The sequence below is a fragment of the Sediminibacterium sp. GW821-FHT12F12 genome, from assembly GCF_058806635.1.
This window is the reverse complement of sequence record NZ_JBXAPW010000002.1, coordinates 523,436-537,707: the sequence shown is the minus strand read 5'-3', so window position 1 is coordinate 537,707 and position 14,272 is coordinate 523,436. Positions and strand designations below refer to the sequence as shown.

Below are 14,272 nucleotides of genomic sequence, written 5' to 3'. Positions count from 1 at the left end.
CATCAAAAGCCGGTGCAAAATTAGTACCGGAACACATACATTCAAAAAATATTGAATGCAATATCGTAAGGATGACACGCAATGAGACGGGAATGTTGCCTCTTTGTGTTTTTATTTTTATGAGTGGTTGAGGGGGGAGATGAGTGGGTTTTGTGTTTTTGTTTTTCTACGAGCAGTAACTGAATTTTTACATCATGGGCTAAATGGATATTGAAACAGGGCCTTTTCTCAATGGCTTCTACAATAAATGTTCTGTGGTAATTGTTCTTTTATTATACCACCCTATAAGAGGTATTTATTTTTTCTACATCAAAAGGAGTGGTATTCAAAAAAAAGATACATGCTTTTTTTTTCGCGCTCTTACGATTAATTTGACAAAATTATTTTATACTGATGTAATCGAAAGCCGAACTGTGCGACGCAACAGCCGATGCCATGAAATACAACTGTTGGTGCCAACATTTTCCTAACTTGTATACTACAAACCAAGTCTGCCATGTCCATTCTCTCTCAGCTAACCGCCATGCGTCAATATTTCGACAGCGGTATTACCAAACCGTATGCTTTCCGCAAACAGCAATTACTGGCATTGAAACAGGCGGTGGTAGCGCATGAAGAAGCGATTTATGCAGCCCTCTATACCGATCTGAAAAAAAGCAAGGAAGAATGCTGGGTTACCGAAAATGGTTTTTTTCTGGCCGAGCTGAACGATACCCTGAACCACCTGCGCCAATGGATGGCGGCCGAATCGGTACGTACCAACCTGCTGAACCTGCCATCGGGCAGTTCTGTGATGTGGGAGCCATTGGGTGTGGTGCTGGCCATTGGCCCGTGGAACTATCCTTTTCAATTACTGTTTACTCCCTTACTGGGTGCTATTGCCGCCGGTAACTGTGTGGTGCTGAAACCCAGCGAATTTGCGCCGGCTACCGCAGCCGTAATGCAGCAGATCATCGAATCCACTTTTCCACCGGAATATATTCTCTACGTACCCGGCGATGGCGCCACCGTAATACCGGAGATGATGAACCATTTTTCTTTTGACCATGTGTTTTATACCGGCAGTACCGCCGTGGGTAAAATCATTTATAAAATGGCTGCAGAAAGGCTGGTGCCGGTAACGCTGGAGCTGGGGGGTAAAAGTCCTTGCGTGGTAGAGAGTGATGCCAATATCAATATCGCTGCCAAACGAATTGTGATGACCAAGTTCTCCAATGCCGGACAGATGTGTGTGGCGCCGGATTATATTCTGGTGCATGCTTCGCAGAAAGAGAAACTGGTGGCTGCCATGAAAGAAAAGATTGTTCAGTTTTTTGGTGAGCGGGCAGAAGAGAGCGACAACTATGGCCGAATTATTAACAGCAAACAGTTTGACCGGGTAGCTAATTATCTTTCGCAAGGCAACCTGCTGTTTGGCGGCCGCAAAGACCGTGATTCGCTTTTCATTGAACCTACCCTGTTAGACCAGGTTAGCCTGGATGCCGCTGTGATGAACGAAGAGATTTTTGGTCCGGTTTTACCCATACTCTCTTTTACCACACCCGAAGAAGCGAAAGCTATTATGGCACGCCATCCGAATCCGTTGGCGTTTTATGTTTTCACAAACTCTTCGGCCAAAGAACAGTACTGGCTGGAAGCGGTGCCAGCCGGCGGGGCCTGTGTAAACAATGCCAGCTGGCATCTCACCAATCCTAACCTGCCTTTTGGCGGAAGAGGATTCAGTGGTACCGGTGCTTATCATGGCCGCTATTCGTTTGATACTTTCAGTCATAAAAAAGCGGTGATGAAAACCCCTACCTGGTTTGATCCGGCGATGAAGTATCCGCCGTTGAAGGGGAAATTGAAATTGTTTAAATGGATTATTCGTTGACTCATCCCCCGGCCCCTTCTCTACTTTGTAGAGAAGGGGGGTGCTCCCCTCTCCACAGCGTGGAGAGGGGTTGGGGGTGAGGTAAATATTCTTTATGCGAAAACTATTCATCTTTCTTACTGTTATCCTTCTTGTTCTCTTCCTCATCAAACGCAAAGACATGACCTGGCGCCAATCCATTCTCAAATCTGTATATCCGCTGATTATGCTGAAGGGCAAACTATTTCCGGGCAGTAAGGATGTGCAGGTGAATACTAACAAGGTTGCGCCTCCCGTTTCTTTTTATTCGCTGACCGCTATTGGTAACAAAGGTGATACGATACATTTCAGCCAGTTCAAGGGCAAAAAAATACTCATCGTAAACACCGCCAGTGATTGTGGTTTTACCGGACAGTACGATGAACTGGAGAAATTATACCAGCAATACAAAGGCCAACTGGTGATCCTCGCTTTTCCGACCAATGATTTTAAAGAGCAGGAGAAAAAAGATGATGTAGCCATTGCCGAATTCTGCAAAATCAATTACGGAGTTACGTTCCCGTTAATGCAGAAAAGTCATGTAATAAAAGGCCCGGAACAGCACCCGGTTTTTCAATGGTTAAGTCAGCCTGAACAGAATGGCTGGTGCGGTCAGCAACCGATGTGGAATTTCAGTAAATATATCCTAAATGAGGAGGGTGTTTTAACCCATTTTTATTCGCAGAGTATTTCACCTCTGGGTAAACAGGTAATTTCAGCTATTCAATAATCGACTCATCCCCCGGCCCCTTCTCTACTTTGTAGAGAAGGGGGGGTACTCCCCTCTCCGCTATGCGGAGAGGGGTTGGGGGTGAGGGAAAAAATAGCTTGTTATGAGACCTGATCAGTTCATGACCCCCACGGCCTTTGCACGCCACCTCCGCCAAAATCTTACCCCCGAAGAAAGGGTCATGTGGAACCTCTTACGTAACCGAAAATTGCTGGGATATAAGTTTCTGCGGCAGCACCCTATTAAAGTTTGGGAGACAGACGGGAGGTATCATTTTTATTATGCAGATTTCTACTGCTCCGAAAAGCGACTGGTAATTGAAATTGATGGATTGATCCATTGCCTGCAGGAAGATTATGACAGAGCAAGGGATGTGATCATGATTGAATTGAATTTACATGTGCTGCGGGTAAGTAATGAGGAAGTGAATGGGAATGTGGATAGGGTTTTGCAAAAAATTACAGACTATCTCAACTCATCCCCCGGCCCCTTCTCTATGGGATAGAGAAGGGGAGTTTCCTCCCCTCTCTGCACAGCAGAGAGGGGCTGGGGGTGAGTTAAACTGGGCATTTTTCATGATAATTAATCAACTCGATCGGCGAACGCTCAAACACATAGCCTTCATAATTCTTTTTCACTTCATCCAGCACGGCTTCCACTTCTTCTCCTGTTTTGTAAGTAACCAGTTTGTTCCGGTACTCTTTGATATTGGGTAAACCTTTGAGGTAATTGGTATAGTGTCTGCGCATTTCGTTGATGCCGGCAATGGGGCCCTTCCATTCGATGGATTTACGCAAATGTTTGCGGGCCACTTCCACGCGTTCTTCGAGTGTGGGTGAAGGCAGTATTTCGCCTGTGGCAATAAAATGCTTCACTTCGCGGAAGATCCAGGGATAACCGATGGCGGCGCGGCCGATCATGATACCATCTACACCATAACGGTTTTTGTATTCATTAGCTTTCTGCGGACTATCAATATCACCATTTCCAAAAATGGGAATATGGATACGGGGGTTGTTTTTTACTTTGGCAATCAGGCTCCAGTCGGCTTCGCCTTTGTACAACTGGGCGCGGGTACGGCCATGGATGGCGAGGGCTTTGATACCTACATCCTGCAGGCGCTCGGCCACTTCTTCAATATTGCGGCTGTTATCGTCCCAGCCAAGCCGGGTTTTTACGGTTACGGGCAGGTTAGTGCTTTTGATCACCGCTTCGGTAAGGCGAACCATCAGGTCCACATCTTTTAATACTCCGGCACCGGCGCCTTTGGAAACCACTTTTTTAACGGGGCAGCCAAAATTGATATCGAGCAGGTCGGGGTTAACGGTCTCTACAATTTTAGCACTGAGCGAGAGGGCCTCTTCATCACCACCGAAGATCTGTATACCCACGGGGCGTTCGTAATCGAAAATATCGAGTTTCTGGCGGCTTTTGATGGCGTCGCGGATCAGGCCTTCGCTGCTGATGAATTCGGTATACATCAGATCGGCGCCGTTATCTTTACAAACGGCACGGAAAGGCGGATCGCTCACATCTTCCATGGGAGCGAGTAAAAGCGGGAAATCCGGTAATACTATCTGGTCTATTTTTACCATATTGTGCGGGCAACCGGTGAAGAACAGGCTACATAGCCGCTTATCCTTCTGTTGCTTGCTTTATTTCAGGGAATTTGCAAATTTACAACCTTATTTTTTAGTCGATGAATCAAAAGCCGGTAGTTAATTATCCTTCGCAGTTTGCTTTTTTAATGGGCCTGATGGGGGTATTTGTGCTGCTCACCTCTTTTCTGATCCCTTTTATTGGCAGTCTGGTGCTGAAAGTGCCTTTTTTGCGGGTGATGGGCGAGCTGAACCGGCCCGAAAATGCGGATCTGTCGAGGATATTAAATACGGGTGCTTCTTTTCTCGCTTTTTTTATGCCGGCATGGGTATTGGCCCGGGTAATGGGCAAAAAGCCTTTTACACAGCTGGGTTTTCAGACAACTATCAGTGCCAAACAGGTGGCATTGGTGATGGCATTAACCCTGAGCAGTGTGGTAATGAGTGGCGCTCTGGGTCAGCTGAACGAGGTAATACCCATACCGGCTGGCTGGTATGCCAAAGCCAAAGCCATGGAAGAAACCTATAAAACTACCATGATGGCCATGGCCACCATGAAAACCCCTGTTGATTACCTGCTGGCGTTACTGGTATTGGCGGCGGCACCGGCTTTATTTGAGGAAGTATTGTTCCGCGGTGGTTTTCAGCAGGTGTTTGTGGGATGGACGAGGAATAAATGGGCGGGTATCATCATCACCAGTATCTTGTTCAGTGCCATTCATTTTTCCTATTTCGGTTTTCTGCCAAGAATGGCATTGGGGATGGTGTTGGGTTTGATCTTTTATCACAGTAAAAATATCTGGCTCTGTATACTGCTGCATTTTATGAACAATGCCCTGGTGGTAACGCAGCTCTATATCGCTTCTCAAAAAGGCAAACCCATTGAGAAAACCATGGATGAGAATGTGCCTTTATGGTGGGGTATTTTTGCGCTGGTATTACTCGCAGTCTTATTCCGCTCTTTCAGCAAAGAAAGTGAGCGGGTACTGGTAGTGAGAGAACAATCGGTACATTCGTCTCCAGAAAATATTCCTTCCTGATGCAATCCTGGCAAAAGATCTTCGCAACACGTAACCCGGCAGAAGCCAGTATCATACAAGGTATGCTGGAAGAAAACCATATTGCCGTGCAGATCATGAACAAACAAGACAGCAGTTACCTCAATTTCGGGGATATAGAACTGTATGTTCCCGGCCACCTGGCAGAAACGGCCAAACAGTTACTGGCCAAAAACCTGCTGAACTGATCATTCCCGTCCTGTTTGGTTTTGTGGAAGATAGGTTCTTACTTCGTAGTTCACCAATGCGGCTTACCCATGGCTTTTAACCTGCAAACCTTTAAAACACGTGCGTTAACAGCAGTGATATTTGTAGTGGTAATGCTGGCTGGCCTGTTAGTGAACCAATGGACTTTTCTCGCACTTTTTTCAATCATTCATTTCGGTTGCTGGCTAGAATACCAGAAACTGGTGGCGCTGATTGATCCCGAATACAAAGATATCAGTCCCTTGCACCGTTATGGCATTATGCTGATCGGTTTTGGGATGATGTTATGGATGACGGGAGCCGGATACCATATCGGCACCCTGCCTATTCCGCTGATTGGCTGGAGTTTGTTCTGGGTGGGACTGATCGGTTTTATTCTCAGCGAATTCCTCCTCACTAAAAAATTGAATCCGAAACTGTGGGCGCATTCTGTGCTGGGACTGCTGTATATCTCGCTGAGCTGGGGATTGATGATGCGTTTGTATGGTAACCTGGAAGGTGTAGTACTCACTGGTGCTGACTGGGTGTTACCTGTATTACTCATTGCTTCTATCTGGATCAATGATACCATGGCTTATCTGGTAGGATCTTTTATCGGCAAAACACCTTTATCGCCTGTTTCTCCCAAAAAAACATGGGAAGGAACAGTAGGTGGTGCCATACTGGCGATACTGCTGGTAACAGGTGTGGGCATCTATGCCTTTGATTTTCCGGTAAAAACCCTGTTGCTGGTATCCATTACCGCATCAATCACCGGTACATTGGGTGATCTGTTTGAAAGCAAACTGAAACGACTGGCCGAAGTAAAAGACAGTGGCAGTTTTATGCCGGGCCATGGTGGTTTTTTAGACCGGTTTGATTCTTTGCTGGTGGCTACTACCGCTGTTTGGGTGGTTTTGTATTTGTTTTCGTAAAGTCTGCGTGGTGCCAGGGCACATTCTCAACATTCCGTTTTACATTTGCAGTTCAATTATTCCCAATGACCATTCACAGAGAAGGATATAAAACGATTGCCATTACGGCTTTGCTTTTCGGGCTGTTTAACCTGGCCTCTTTTACATTTCTGAGCGCCTCACTGCCCTGGCTGGCCATGGTATTGTTTGTGGTTACCCTGTTCCTGTTTTTATTTATTATTTCTTTTTTCCGTATCCCTAACCGGGTACTTACCCTTAATGATAACCAGATTATCTGTCCGGCAGATGGTAAAGTGGTGGTGATAGAAGAAGTGACTGATGTTGAATACTTCAAAGACAGACGCATCCAGGTGAGCATTTTTATGAGTCCGGCCAATGTGCACGTAAACCGGAATCCCATGAGTGGCGAAGTAGTGTATAACCAGTACCATAAGGGCAAGTACCTGGTGGCCTGGCATCCCAAATCTTCTACCGAAAATGAGCGCTGGAGTGTGGTAACAAGGAACAGCCATGGAGAGATCCTCTACAAACAAATTGCCGGGGCTTTGGCCAAACGGATCTGTAACTATACTTCGGTAGGTCAGCAGGTGAAGCAGGGGGATGAATATGGATTTATCAAATTTGGCAGCCGCGTAGATGTGTTATTGCCGATAAACACCAAAATAAATGTGGAATTGAACCAGGTGGTAAAGGGCGGGGTAACCGTTTTGGCCAGCTGGTAGGGTATTTTAACATCCTGAAAACAGGGTTTATCCTTAATTTTCTTACTTTTAAGACCGATTACTCACAAAAACTAAATAGCCAGGTATGAAAAAATTATTCGTTTTAGCAACTGCCGCCTTCCTCGTAACCGGTATGGCTTTCGCGCATGAGGGTGACGGAAAGAAATGTGCCAAAGCAAAAGATTGCTGCAAAGACAAGAAAGAGTGCAGTAAAGACATGAAGGATTGCAAGGACATGAAAAAAGACGACAAGAAAGACGCTAAGGTAAAAACAGCTGCCAAAACAAAAGCGTAATGCTGCCTAACCGAATTAAAAAACCCTGCCACTAGCAGGGTTTTTTGTTGATAAAGGTTTCTCTGTGTAACTCCCTTTCTCTGCGGCTGTGTTAAAAATATCGCACATATTTTTTAACACAGAGATACAACGTGCACAGAGGGGCACGGAAATACTTAGAGAATATTTTCCAGTTCTTTCAAATGGTATACGATGTAAGTAGGTTTTGAATAGGGTTCTACATGCAGGTGGTTAACAAAGATGGTATCCATGCCTGCATTTTTGCCTCCCTCAATATCGGCGTCCTGATTATCGCCGATCATGATGCTTTCTGCGGCCTGGGCACCTGCTTTGCTGAAAGCGTATTCAAATATTTCGCGGTTGGGTTTTAAACTATTGCTGGCTTCGGATGTGATTACCTGGTCAAAAAATCCAGCGAGGTTGGCCTGCCTGATTTTTCCGTACTGCACTTTTTCAAAACCATTGGTTAAGAGGTGCATACGGTATTTTTTTTCCTGCAGGTACTGCAGAATTTCAACCGTGTAAGGGAAAAGCGTGTTTTTGGTAGGCAGTAGTTCCAGAAATTCAGCCGCCATCCGGCGTGAGAGGGGCTCATCGGCCAGTTTAAAATCCAGCAAAGCCAGCCACATCCTCTTCCAGCGCAGTTCATCCTGTTTAATGAAACCCTTGGTGTAGCGGTCCCATAAACGGTGATTGTGATAACTGTAGCGGTCGTAAAAAGCGTCAAAATCAGGAATGCCTTTATCGCTGAGTGAAAGGGTTTGGTAGATTTCTTCCATGGCTTGCTTGGCATTGGTCTCAAAATCCCACAGTGTATGATCCAGGTCGAAGAATAAGTGCCGGTATTTCATAACACAAAATACGAACTACGGGGTAGGAACAACGGATCTGGTAAGTAAAAAAGTTCGTACTTCGCTATTCTAATTGATTACCCATGAATATCATTATCACAGGTGCTTCCAAAGGAATCGGCAAAGCGGTGGCTGAGCAGTTTGCTGCGGCAGGTCATACATTACTCCTGTGCAGCCGCGGCGAAAAAGCTTTGTATGATACGATGTCTGCTTTGCAGACACAATACCCTCAATGTACCGTTAAAGCCCGGCCGGTTGATTTGTCTGTAACGGAAGAAGTAAAAGCCTTTGGTGAATGGTGCCTGGGTTTTGGGGTGCCGGATGTGCTGGTAAATAATGCCGGACAGTTTTTGCCCGGTAGTATTCATAATGAACCCGATGGCATACTGGAACAAATGATCGGAACCAATCTCTATAGTGCCTATCACCTCACACGTTCCCTCGTGCCTGCTATGATGCATGCCAAAAAAGGGCATATTTTCAATATCTGTTCCATTGCCTCCCTTACTGCCTACCCCAATGGCGGCAGTTACAGCATCAGCAAGTTTGCCTTACTCGGCTTCAGCAAAAACCTGCGCGAAGAACTGAAACCACATGGTGTGAAAGTAACAGCGGTTTGTCCGGGCGCCACCATGAGTGCCAGTTGGGATGGTTTTGAAATAGATGCCCAGCGTATCATGGAAGCAGCAGATATTGCAAAGATGATTTATACCGCGTCGCAGTTATCAGCAATGGCTGTTGTGGAAGATATTGTTTTGCGGCCGCAGTTGGGAGACCTGGGGTAATGAGTGAATGAGTGAATGAGTGGATGAGTGAAGGAGTGAATGAGTGAATGAATGATAGAATGGAAGAGAAAAGAATGGGTTTCTAATCCAACTATCAGCAATCCGTTAATCCTTCTCAGTCCCCGGCTAATAAAACCTGCCAGGCTTCTGCTACTTTTCCCTGATTGAGCAGGGTGGCTGCGTATTTGTGTAGTTCGTTTTCCATTTCCCGGGGGTTGATGGAAAAATACTGGATAATATTTTTCAGTTGTTCGTCATCAAAAGCAGGATTGATCGTGGGTAGTTCGTGCACGTTACCGAGCATGCCCAGGTGGTTGCCTGTTAAAATAGGGCTGTTACGGATGCCGGCGGGCAGCACATCTACGCCAATGCCCAGCTGTGTATTTGGTTTGGGTACTTTGAAAAGATTGGTTTCGTCTACTTTGCAATACCAATCGCCACCGAGTCTTGCCACCAACGGCAGTTTCCGCTGATCTATTTTACCGTCATCGCCCAGGATGCTTTCGTCTACATGCATGCAGAGCACTTCTGCAATCACCAGCTGACCAGCGCCGCCTTCTTCACCCAGGCTTTTCACTTCATTGATCTTGCATTCCAGTTTGATCTTTGCTTCTTTTACCATGGGAGGTGTAACCAGTGAGGCGGGCTCTTTGGTAAAACCGGCTTTTTCAAACTCGTCCACCCCTTTCGGAAACTCACAGCTGGCAAGGCTGGCTTGTTGTACCATATCGTAATCAACTATATTAATCACACATTCCGGCACTTCCTGTACATTTTGCAGGGTATGTTTGGTGGTATTATCTCTCACCCTCCTCGCAGGCGAAAAAATCACGATGGGTGGCTGTGAACTGAAGAGGTTGAAAAAACTGAACGGACTCAGGTTTACATTACCCTCCTTATCGATGGTACTCGCAAAACAGATGGGCCTCGGCGCCACAGCGTGGTTGAGCCATTGTTGTTTTTCGGCCGTTCCTATTTTTGAAAAGTCTATTATCATAATCTTTATCCAACCGCAGAGAACGGGAGAAGCAGAGGTTTCGCGGAGTTAAAACCGAAAAACTACTCTTCTGAATCCATCCTTTAGTAGGGTTACGTAAAATTAATAAGATATCCAAGTTTTTTGTCAGCTAATTTTAAGTAGGTGATCAATTGTGATTCAAAAATTGGATTGATTACGTCTACCGATTTTATTTCAATGATAATTTCTTCTTTCACCAGAATATCCATTACATATGCTTTGCCTAATGCCACTCCTTTGTACATCAGTTCAACAGGCACTTGCGTTCTGATAGGAATATTTCTTAGTCGCAGTTCTTTTGCTAATGCCAGCTCATAAGCAGATTCAAGTAATCCCGGCCCCAACTCTCTGTGTACAGCAATAGATGCATCCAGAATAATTCCTCCCAACTGATTTAACTCCTCTTTCGTCATATCTCTGCGTTTAACTCTGCTTCTCCCGTTCTCTGCGGTTGGGAAGAGGCCAATAATTTGAACGCGTTAAATTAAACGAAAGAACCCCGATAAAAAACCGTATTTATACCTAATACTACCGACTACATCACTATTTCTTTTTCTTCAAAATCGAAAAATCACTCTCTTCTGCTACAATGGTATTACTGATTTTACCGATGCCTTCAATTTCCATTTCTACCACATCACCCGCCTGTAACCATTGCTCTACATAATTTGAGTCATTGAGTTTTCCTGTGCCGTTGAGTTCAAGAAAACAGCCGGTTCCCACGGTGCCGCTGCCAATTACATCTCCCGGATGTATATCAGTGCCATAAGCACAACGTTCAATGATCTCGGCAAAGGTCCAGTCCATATCTCCTACATTACCACTGCTTACCTGCACACCGTTTACCCAGCATTTCATAGGCAGGTTCCAGTTTTTACCGCTATGTCCTTCTTTGCAGGGGATCTCGTAATGCTCCAGTTCATCGAGTGTAACCAGGCATGGCCCTATCACAGTTGAAAAATCTTTTCCTTTGGCAGGTCCGAGGTTCAGCAGCATTTCTTCCATCTGTAGTCTGCGGGCACTCATATCATTCATGATCATGAGTCCGCCGATATATTGATCCGCTTCTTCCGCAGTAATATTTCTTCCCTGTTTACAGATGACGATGGCAGCTTCCAGTTCAAAATCCAGTTTCTCAAAATGATCAGGCATGCAACGGATCTCTCCGGGGCCCTGTATGCTATGGTGATTGGTGAAATAGAAAATGGGATACTGGTCAAATTCAGGGATCATTTCCACTTTACGGTTACGGCGTGCAGCGGCCACATGCTGGCGGAACGCATATCCATCCCTGCAGGAAGTAGGAAAGGGTACCGGTGCAAGTAACTGCATCTCTTCAATAGGGACACCCTGCTCAGTACTGATCTTGCCCGATTTAATGGCTGCTTCCACTTTTTGTGCAATGGGATACATATCCTCCCAGTAATGCAGGAACATGTTCATGCTGTTAGGCAGTTCCGGATGCAGGGCATCACAATCGAATAATAATCCATCTACTAAAAATGCCAGTTGATCGCGGCCGTCGTTGAGGTAAGAAACCAGTTTCATAAGCAAACAATAATGAGTGACGAAATTAGCGCAAAAACCACAGGTAGAAACCGGCTATGATAACTATCTTTAAAACAGAAAATTACCTTATGAAAAAATGGTTTTGGCTACTTGCTTTATTATGTGGTTCTGCTTTGGCACAGGAAACTGCGTGGATCCGGATCAATCAGCTGGGGTATCCTGTCAAAGGGATCAAAGTGGCGGTATGGGGCAGTAAAGAAAACAAAACAATAAGCAGTTTTGAACTGGTAGATGCGCAAAGCGGCAAAGTGGTGTTTACGCATACCACTGGTAAGGCTTTTGGCGCTTATGGACCTTTTATCCAAACCCATCGTTTGCAATTCACGGAATTTATCAAAGCGGGCAGGTATTACCTCAGGGCCGGAGATACCAAATCGCCCGAGTTCAGGATCAATGATGACGTATATAAAGGCACCGCAGATTTCTGCTTGCGGTATATGCGGCAACAGCGTAGCGGTTTTAATCCTTTTCTGAAAGATAGTTGTCATACACACGATGGATATACTTTGTACGGTCCCATGCCGGATAGTACCCATATAGATGCTACCGGTGGCTGGCACGATGCCAGTGATTATCTGCAGTACACCACTACTTCTGCCAATGCTACCTGGCATTTGCTTTCGGCTTACCGCGATTTTCCGATGGTATTCGGAGATACTAAGCAAGCCAATGGACTAGATGGAAAGAACGGTACAGCAGATGTATTGGATGAAGCCAAGTGGGGACTGGACTGGTTATTGAAAATGAATCCAAAGGATGACTGGATGTTTAACCAGTTGGGAGATGACAGGGATCATGTAAATATGCGTATCCCCAGGGAGGATCCTTATTATGGGAGAGGGTTTGAGCGCCCCTTGTATTTCGTAAACGGGAAACCACAGCAGCGGGGAAAATTTCTGAATGCCACTACCGGTGGGGCCTCTACTGCCGGTAAGTTTGCGAGCACATTTGCCCTGGCGGCGCAGGTGTTCAGATTCACGAATCCTGTTGATAATGAATTGTCGGATAAGTTTCTGCGCAAAGCCGAAGCGGCATATAACTATGGAATCCGTATGCCCGGTGTTGCGCAAACAGCATCTGTTCGGTCACCTTATATTTATGCAGAAGGCAACTGGACAGATGACATGGAACTGGCTGCGGCAGAACTGGCTTATGCGGGCAGAGCTAATGTTAAAAATTATACAGATCTGGTGCAACAGGGTTTTGCTTTTGCGAAACAGGAACCGGTTACACCCTGGTTAGGAAAAGATACAGCTAATCATTATCAATGGTATCCTTTTGTGAATGCCGGGCATAATCAGTTAATCCGCACGGCTACAATGGCGGATGGTTTTGAGAAGATAGCGGATACGCTACAGCTTTTCTATCAACGGGGAATTGAAAAGGTTTGGAATAAGGCAAAGTATAATGCATTTTATCGGGGGGTGCCTTTTATCTGGTGCAGTAATAACCTGACTACTTCTTTTGCTATCCAGTGTTTGTGGTATGTGCAGTTAACTGGTGACAAACAATTTGCAGAACTGGAACAGGCCAATATCGATTGGTTATTCGGCTGTAATCCATGGGGTACCAGTATGGTGTATGGATTACCCGTCAATGGCGATACACCGGTTGATCCGCATTCCGCTTTTACCCACCTGAAAAATTATCCGATTGATGGCGGGCTGGTGGATGGCCCGGTGTACACATCGATTTATAAAAACCTGATTGGTATACAACTGAACGATCCGGATGAATATGCCCCTTTTCAGAGTGACCTTGCTGTATACCACGATGATTATGGTGATTACAGTACCAATGAACCTACTATGGACGGAACGGCTTCGCTGATTTATTTGCTGGCGGCCAAAGAGGATGCTCATAACACAAGGCAAGCTGTAAAATGGTATGGAGCGAATCCTTTCGGATCAGGTCAAACTTTTTCGCAGGGTGCCATTATTCGTGGCGATACTGCTAAAAAGCAGGTGGCATTGGTGTTTACCGGTGACGAATTCGGTGAGGGTTTATCAACCATTATGCATACCCTGGAGAAACAAAAAGTGAAAGCCGGTTTTTATTTTACAGGAAGATTTTATCGGAATAAACATTACCAGCCTGCTATTAAGCAACTCTATCAGCAAAAACATTTGCTGGGGCCACATTCAGACCAGCATATCCTGTATAACGACTGGGGCAACCGTGACAAGATTCTCGTAAGCCGTGATTCGCTGGAAACGGATTACAATAACAATCTCAAAGCCATGCAGCAACTGGGTATCAAACAGCTGCCCGGAAAACAATTATTTATACCACCCTACGAATGGTGGAACAAAGAGATCGCGGGTTGGTTTGGCACTAAAAATATTCAACTTTTCAGTTTCACCCCCGGCACCACCAGCAATGCAGATTATACCTGGCCCGAAATGGGGAAATCATATAAAAGCAGTGAGCAGATCCTGACAACTATTAAAGCATTTGCAGAAAAACCAGATGGATTAAATGGTGCCATCCTGTTACTGCATGCAGGTACTGATTCTCGCAGAACAGATAAATTGTATAATCGGTTAGATGAGTTGATTCTGTATTTGAAGAAAAACGGGTACAGTTTCAAACGGATTGATGAGTTGTTGAAGTAGCTACTATGTTGGAAAACTGATA

At 45.4% G+C, this 14,272-nt stretch carries 15 protein-coding genes; 10 read left to right on the top strand and 5 right to left on the bottom strand.

Translation table 11 applies throughout. The features are described 5' to 3' along the window. Window positions 1-496: 496 nt before the first annotated feature. From AC1RNB_RS04880 to AC1RNB_RS04870, 3 genes are all read left to right on the top strand, one after another. Entirely contained in the window at window positions 497-1,870 is a 1,374-nt protein-coding gene (locus AC1RNB_RS04880) for an aldehyde dehydrogenase (protein ID WP_493081206.1), read from the top strand. A gap of 94 nt (window positions 1,871-1,964) precedes the next feature. Then, window positions 1,965-2,618 (top strand): glutathione peroxidase, encoded by a 654-nt coding sequence (locus tag AC1RNB_RS04875; RefSeq protein WP_493081205.1) that lies wholly within the window; start codon window positions 1,965-1,967, stop codon window positions 2,616-2,618. A 103-nt stretch (window positions 2,619-2,721) separates the two neighbouring features. Beyond that, complete coding sequence (locus AC1RNB_RS04870) at window positions 2,722-3,123, top strand: endonuclease domain-containing protein (protein WP_493081203.1); 402 nt, start codon at window positions 2,722-2,724, stop codon at window positions 3,121-3,123. Between the two features lie 52 nt (window positions 3,124-3,175). On the opposite strand, the gene dusB is transcribed toward AC1RNB_RS04870, so the two are convergent. Beyond that, entirely contained in the window at window positions 3,176-4,213 is a 1,038-nt protein-coding gene (dusB, locus tag AC1RNB_RS04865; protein WP_493081201.1) for a tRNA dihydrouridine synthase DusB, read from the bottom strand. A 104-nt stretch (window positions 4,214-4,317) separates the two neighbouring features. Here dusB and AC1RNB_RS04860 point away from each other — a divergent pair, with 104 nt between their 5' ends. The 5 genes from AC1RNB_RS04860 to AC1RNB_RS04840 all read left to right on the top strand — a co-directional run bounded on the left by AC1RNB_RS04860 (window position 4,318) and on the right by AC1RNB_RS04840 (window position 7,412). Next, window positions 4,318-5,256, top strand: coding sequence for a CPBP family intramembrane glutamic endopeptidase (locus AC1RNB_RS04860; protein ID WP_493081200.1), 939 nt, complete (start codon window positions 4,318-4,320; stop codon window positions 5,254-5,256). Continuing rightward, entirely contained in the window at window positions 5,256-5,462 is a 207-nt protein-coding gene (locus tag AC1RNB_RS04855; protein ID WP_493081198.1) for a putative signal transducing protein, read from the top strand. Before AC1RNB_RS04860 ends, AC1RNB_RS04855 begins: the two co-directional genes overlap by 1 nt. Before the next feature lie 69 nt (window positions 5,463-5,531). Further along, the gene (locus AC1RNB_RS04850; protein WP_493081196.1) at window positions 5,532-6,395 is read left to right on the top strand and encodes a phosphatidate cytidylyltransferase; all 864 of its coding nucleotides are present in this window, start codon (window positions 5,532-5,534) and stop codon (window positions 6,393-6,395) included. A 65-nt stretch (window positions 6,396-6,460) separates the two neighbouring features. After that, window positions 6,461-7,117, top strand: coding sequence for a phosphatidylserine decarboxylase family protein (locus tag AC1RNB_RS04845; protein WP_493081194.1), 657 nt, complete (start codon window positions 6,461-6,463; stop codon window positions 7,115-7,117). Between the two features lie 85 nt (window positions 7,118-7,202). Then, the gene (locus tag AC1RNB_RS04840) at window positions 7,203-7,412 is read left to right on the top strand and encodes a hypothetical protein (RefSeq protein ID WP_493081192.1); all 210 of its coding nucleotides are present in this window, start codon (window positions 7,203-7,205) and stop codon (window positions 7,410-7,412) included. Between the two features lie 155 nt (window positions 7,413-7,567). Here AC1RNB_RS04840 and AC1RNB_RS04835 read toward each other — a convergent pair whose 3' ends face one another. After that, on the bottom strand, window positions 7,568-8,263 hold the full coding sequence (locus tag AC1RNB_RS04835) for a YjjG family noncanonical pyrimidine nucleotidase (protein WP_493081191.1): 696 nt from the start codon (window positions 8,261-8,263) through the stop codon (window positions 7,568-7,570). Window positions 8,264-8,346: 83 nt separating this feature from the next. Here AC1RNB_RS04835 and AC1RNB_RS04830 point away from each other — a divergent pair, with 83 nt between their 5' ends. Then, entirely contained in the window at window positions 8,347-9,048 is a 702-nt protein-coding gene (locus tag AC1RNB_RS04830; RefSeq protein WP_493081189.1) for an SDR family NAD(P)-dependent oxidoreductase, read from the top strand. 115 nt (window positions 9,049-9,163) lie between these two features. On the opposite strand, the gene AC1RNB_RS04825 is transcribed toward AC1RNB_RS04830, so the two are convergent. From AC1RNB_RS04825 to AC1RNB_RS04815, 3 genes are all read right to left on the bottom strand, one after another. Beyond that, window positions 9,164-10,045 (bottom strand): flavin reductase family protein, encoded by an 882-nt coding sequence (locus AC1RNB_RS04825; RefSeq protein WP_493081187.1) that lies wholly within the window; start codon window positions 10,043-10,045, stop codon window positions 9,164-9,166. A gap of 92 nt (window positions 10,046-10,137) precedes the next feature. After that, complete coding sequence (locus AC1RNB_RS04820) at window positions 10,138-10,479, bottom strand: GxxExxY protein (RefSeq protein WP_493081185.1); 342 nt, start codon at window positions 10,477-10,479, stop codon at window positions 10,138-10,140. Between the two features lie 130 nt (window positions 10,480-10,609). Next, window positions 10,610-11,614 (bottom strand): fumarylacetoacetate hydrolase family protein, encoded by a 1,005-nt coding sequence (locus tag AC1RNB_RS04815; RefSeq protein ID WP_493081183.1) that lies wholly within the window; start codon window positions 11,612-11,614, stop codon window positions 10,610-10,612. A gap of 89 nt (window positions 11,615-11,703) precedes the next feature. Between AC1RNB_RS04815 and AC1RNB_RS04810 the strand changes: the two genes are divergently transcribed. Further along, window positions 11,704-14,250 carry a bifunctional glycoside hydrolase family 9 protein/polysaccharide deacetylase gene (locus AC1RNB_RS04810; protein ID WP_493081181.1) on the top strand — a complete coding sequence of 849 codons (2,547 nt, stop codon included), beginning with the start codon at window positions 11,704-11,706 and terminating at the stop codon, window positions 14,248-14,250. Window positions 14,251-14,272: the final 22 nt, after the last annotated feature.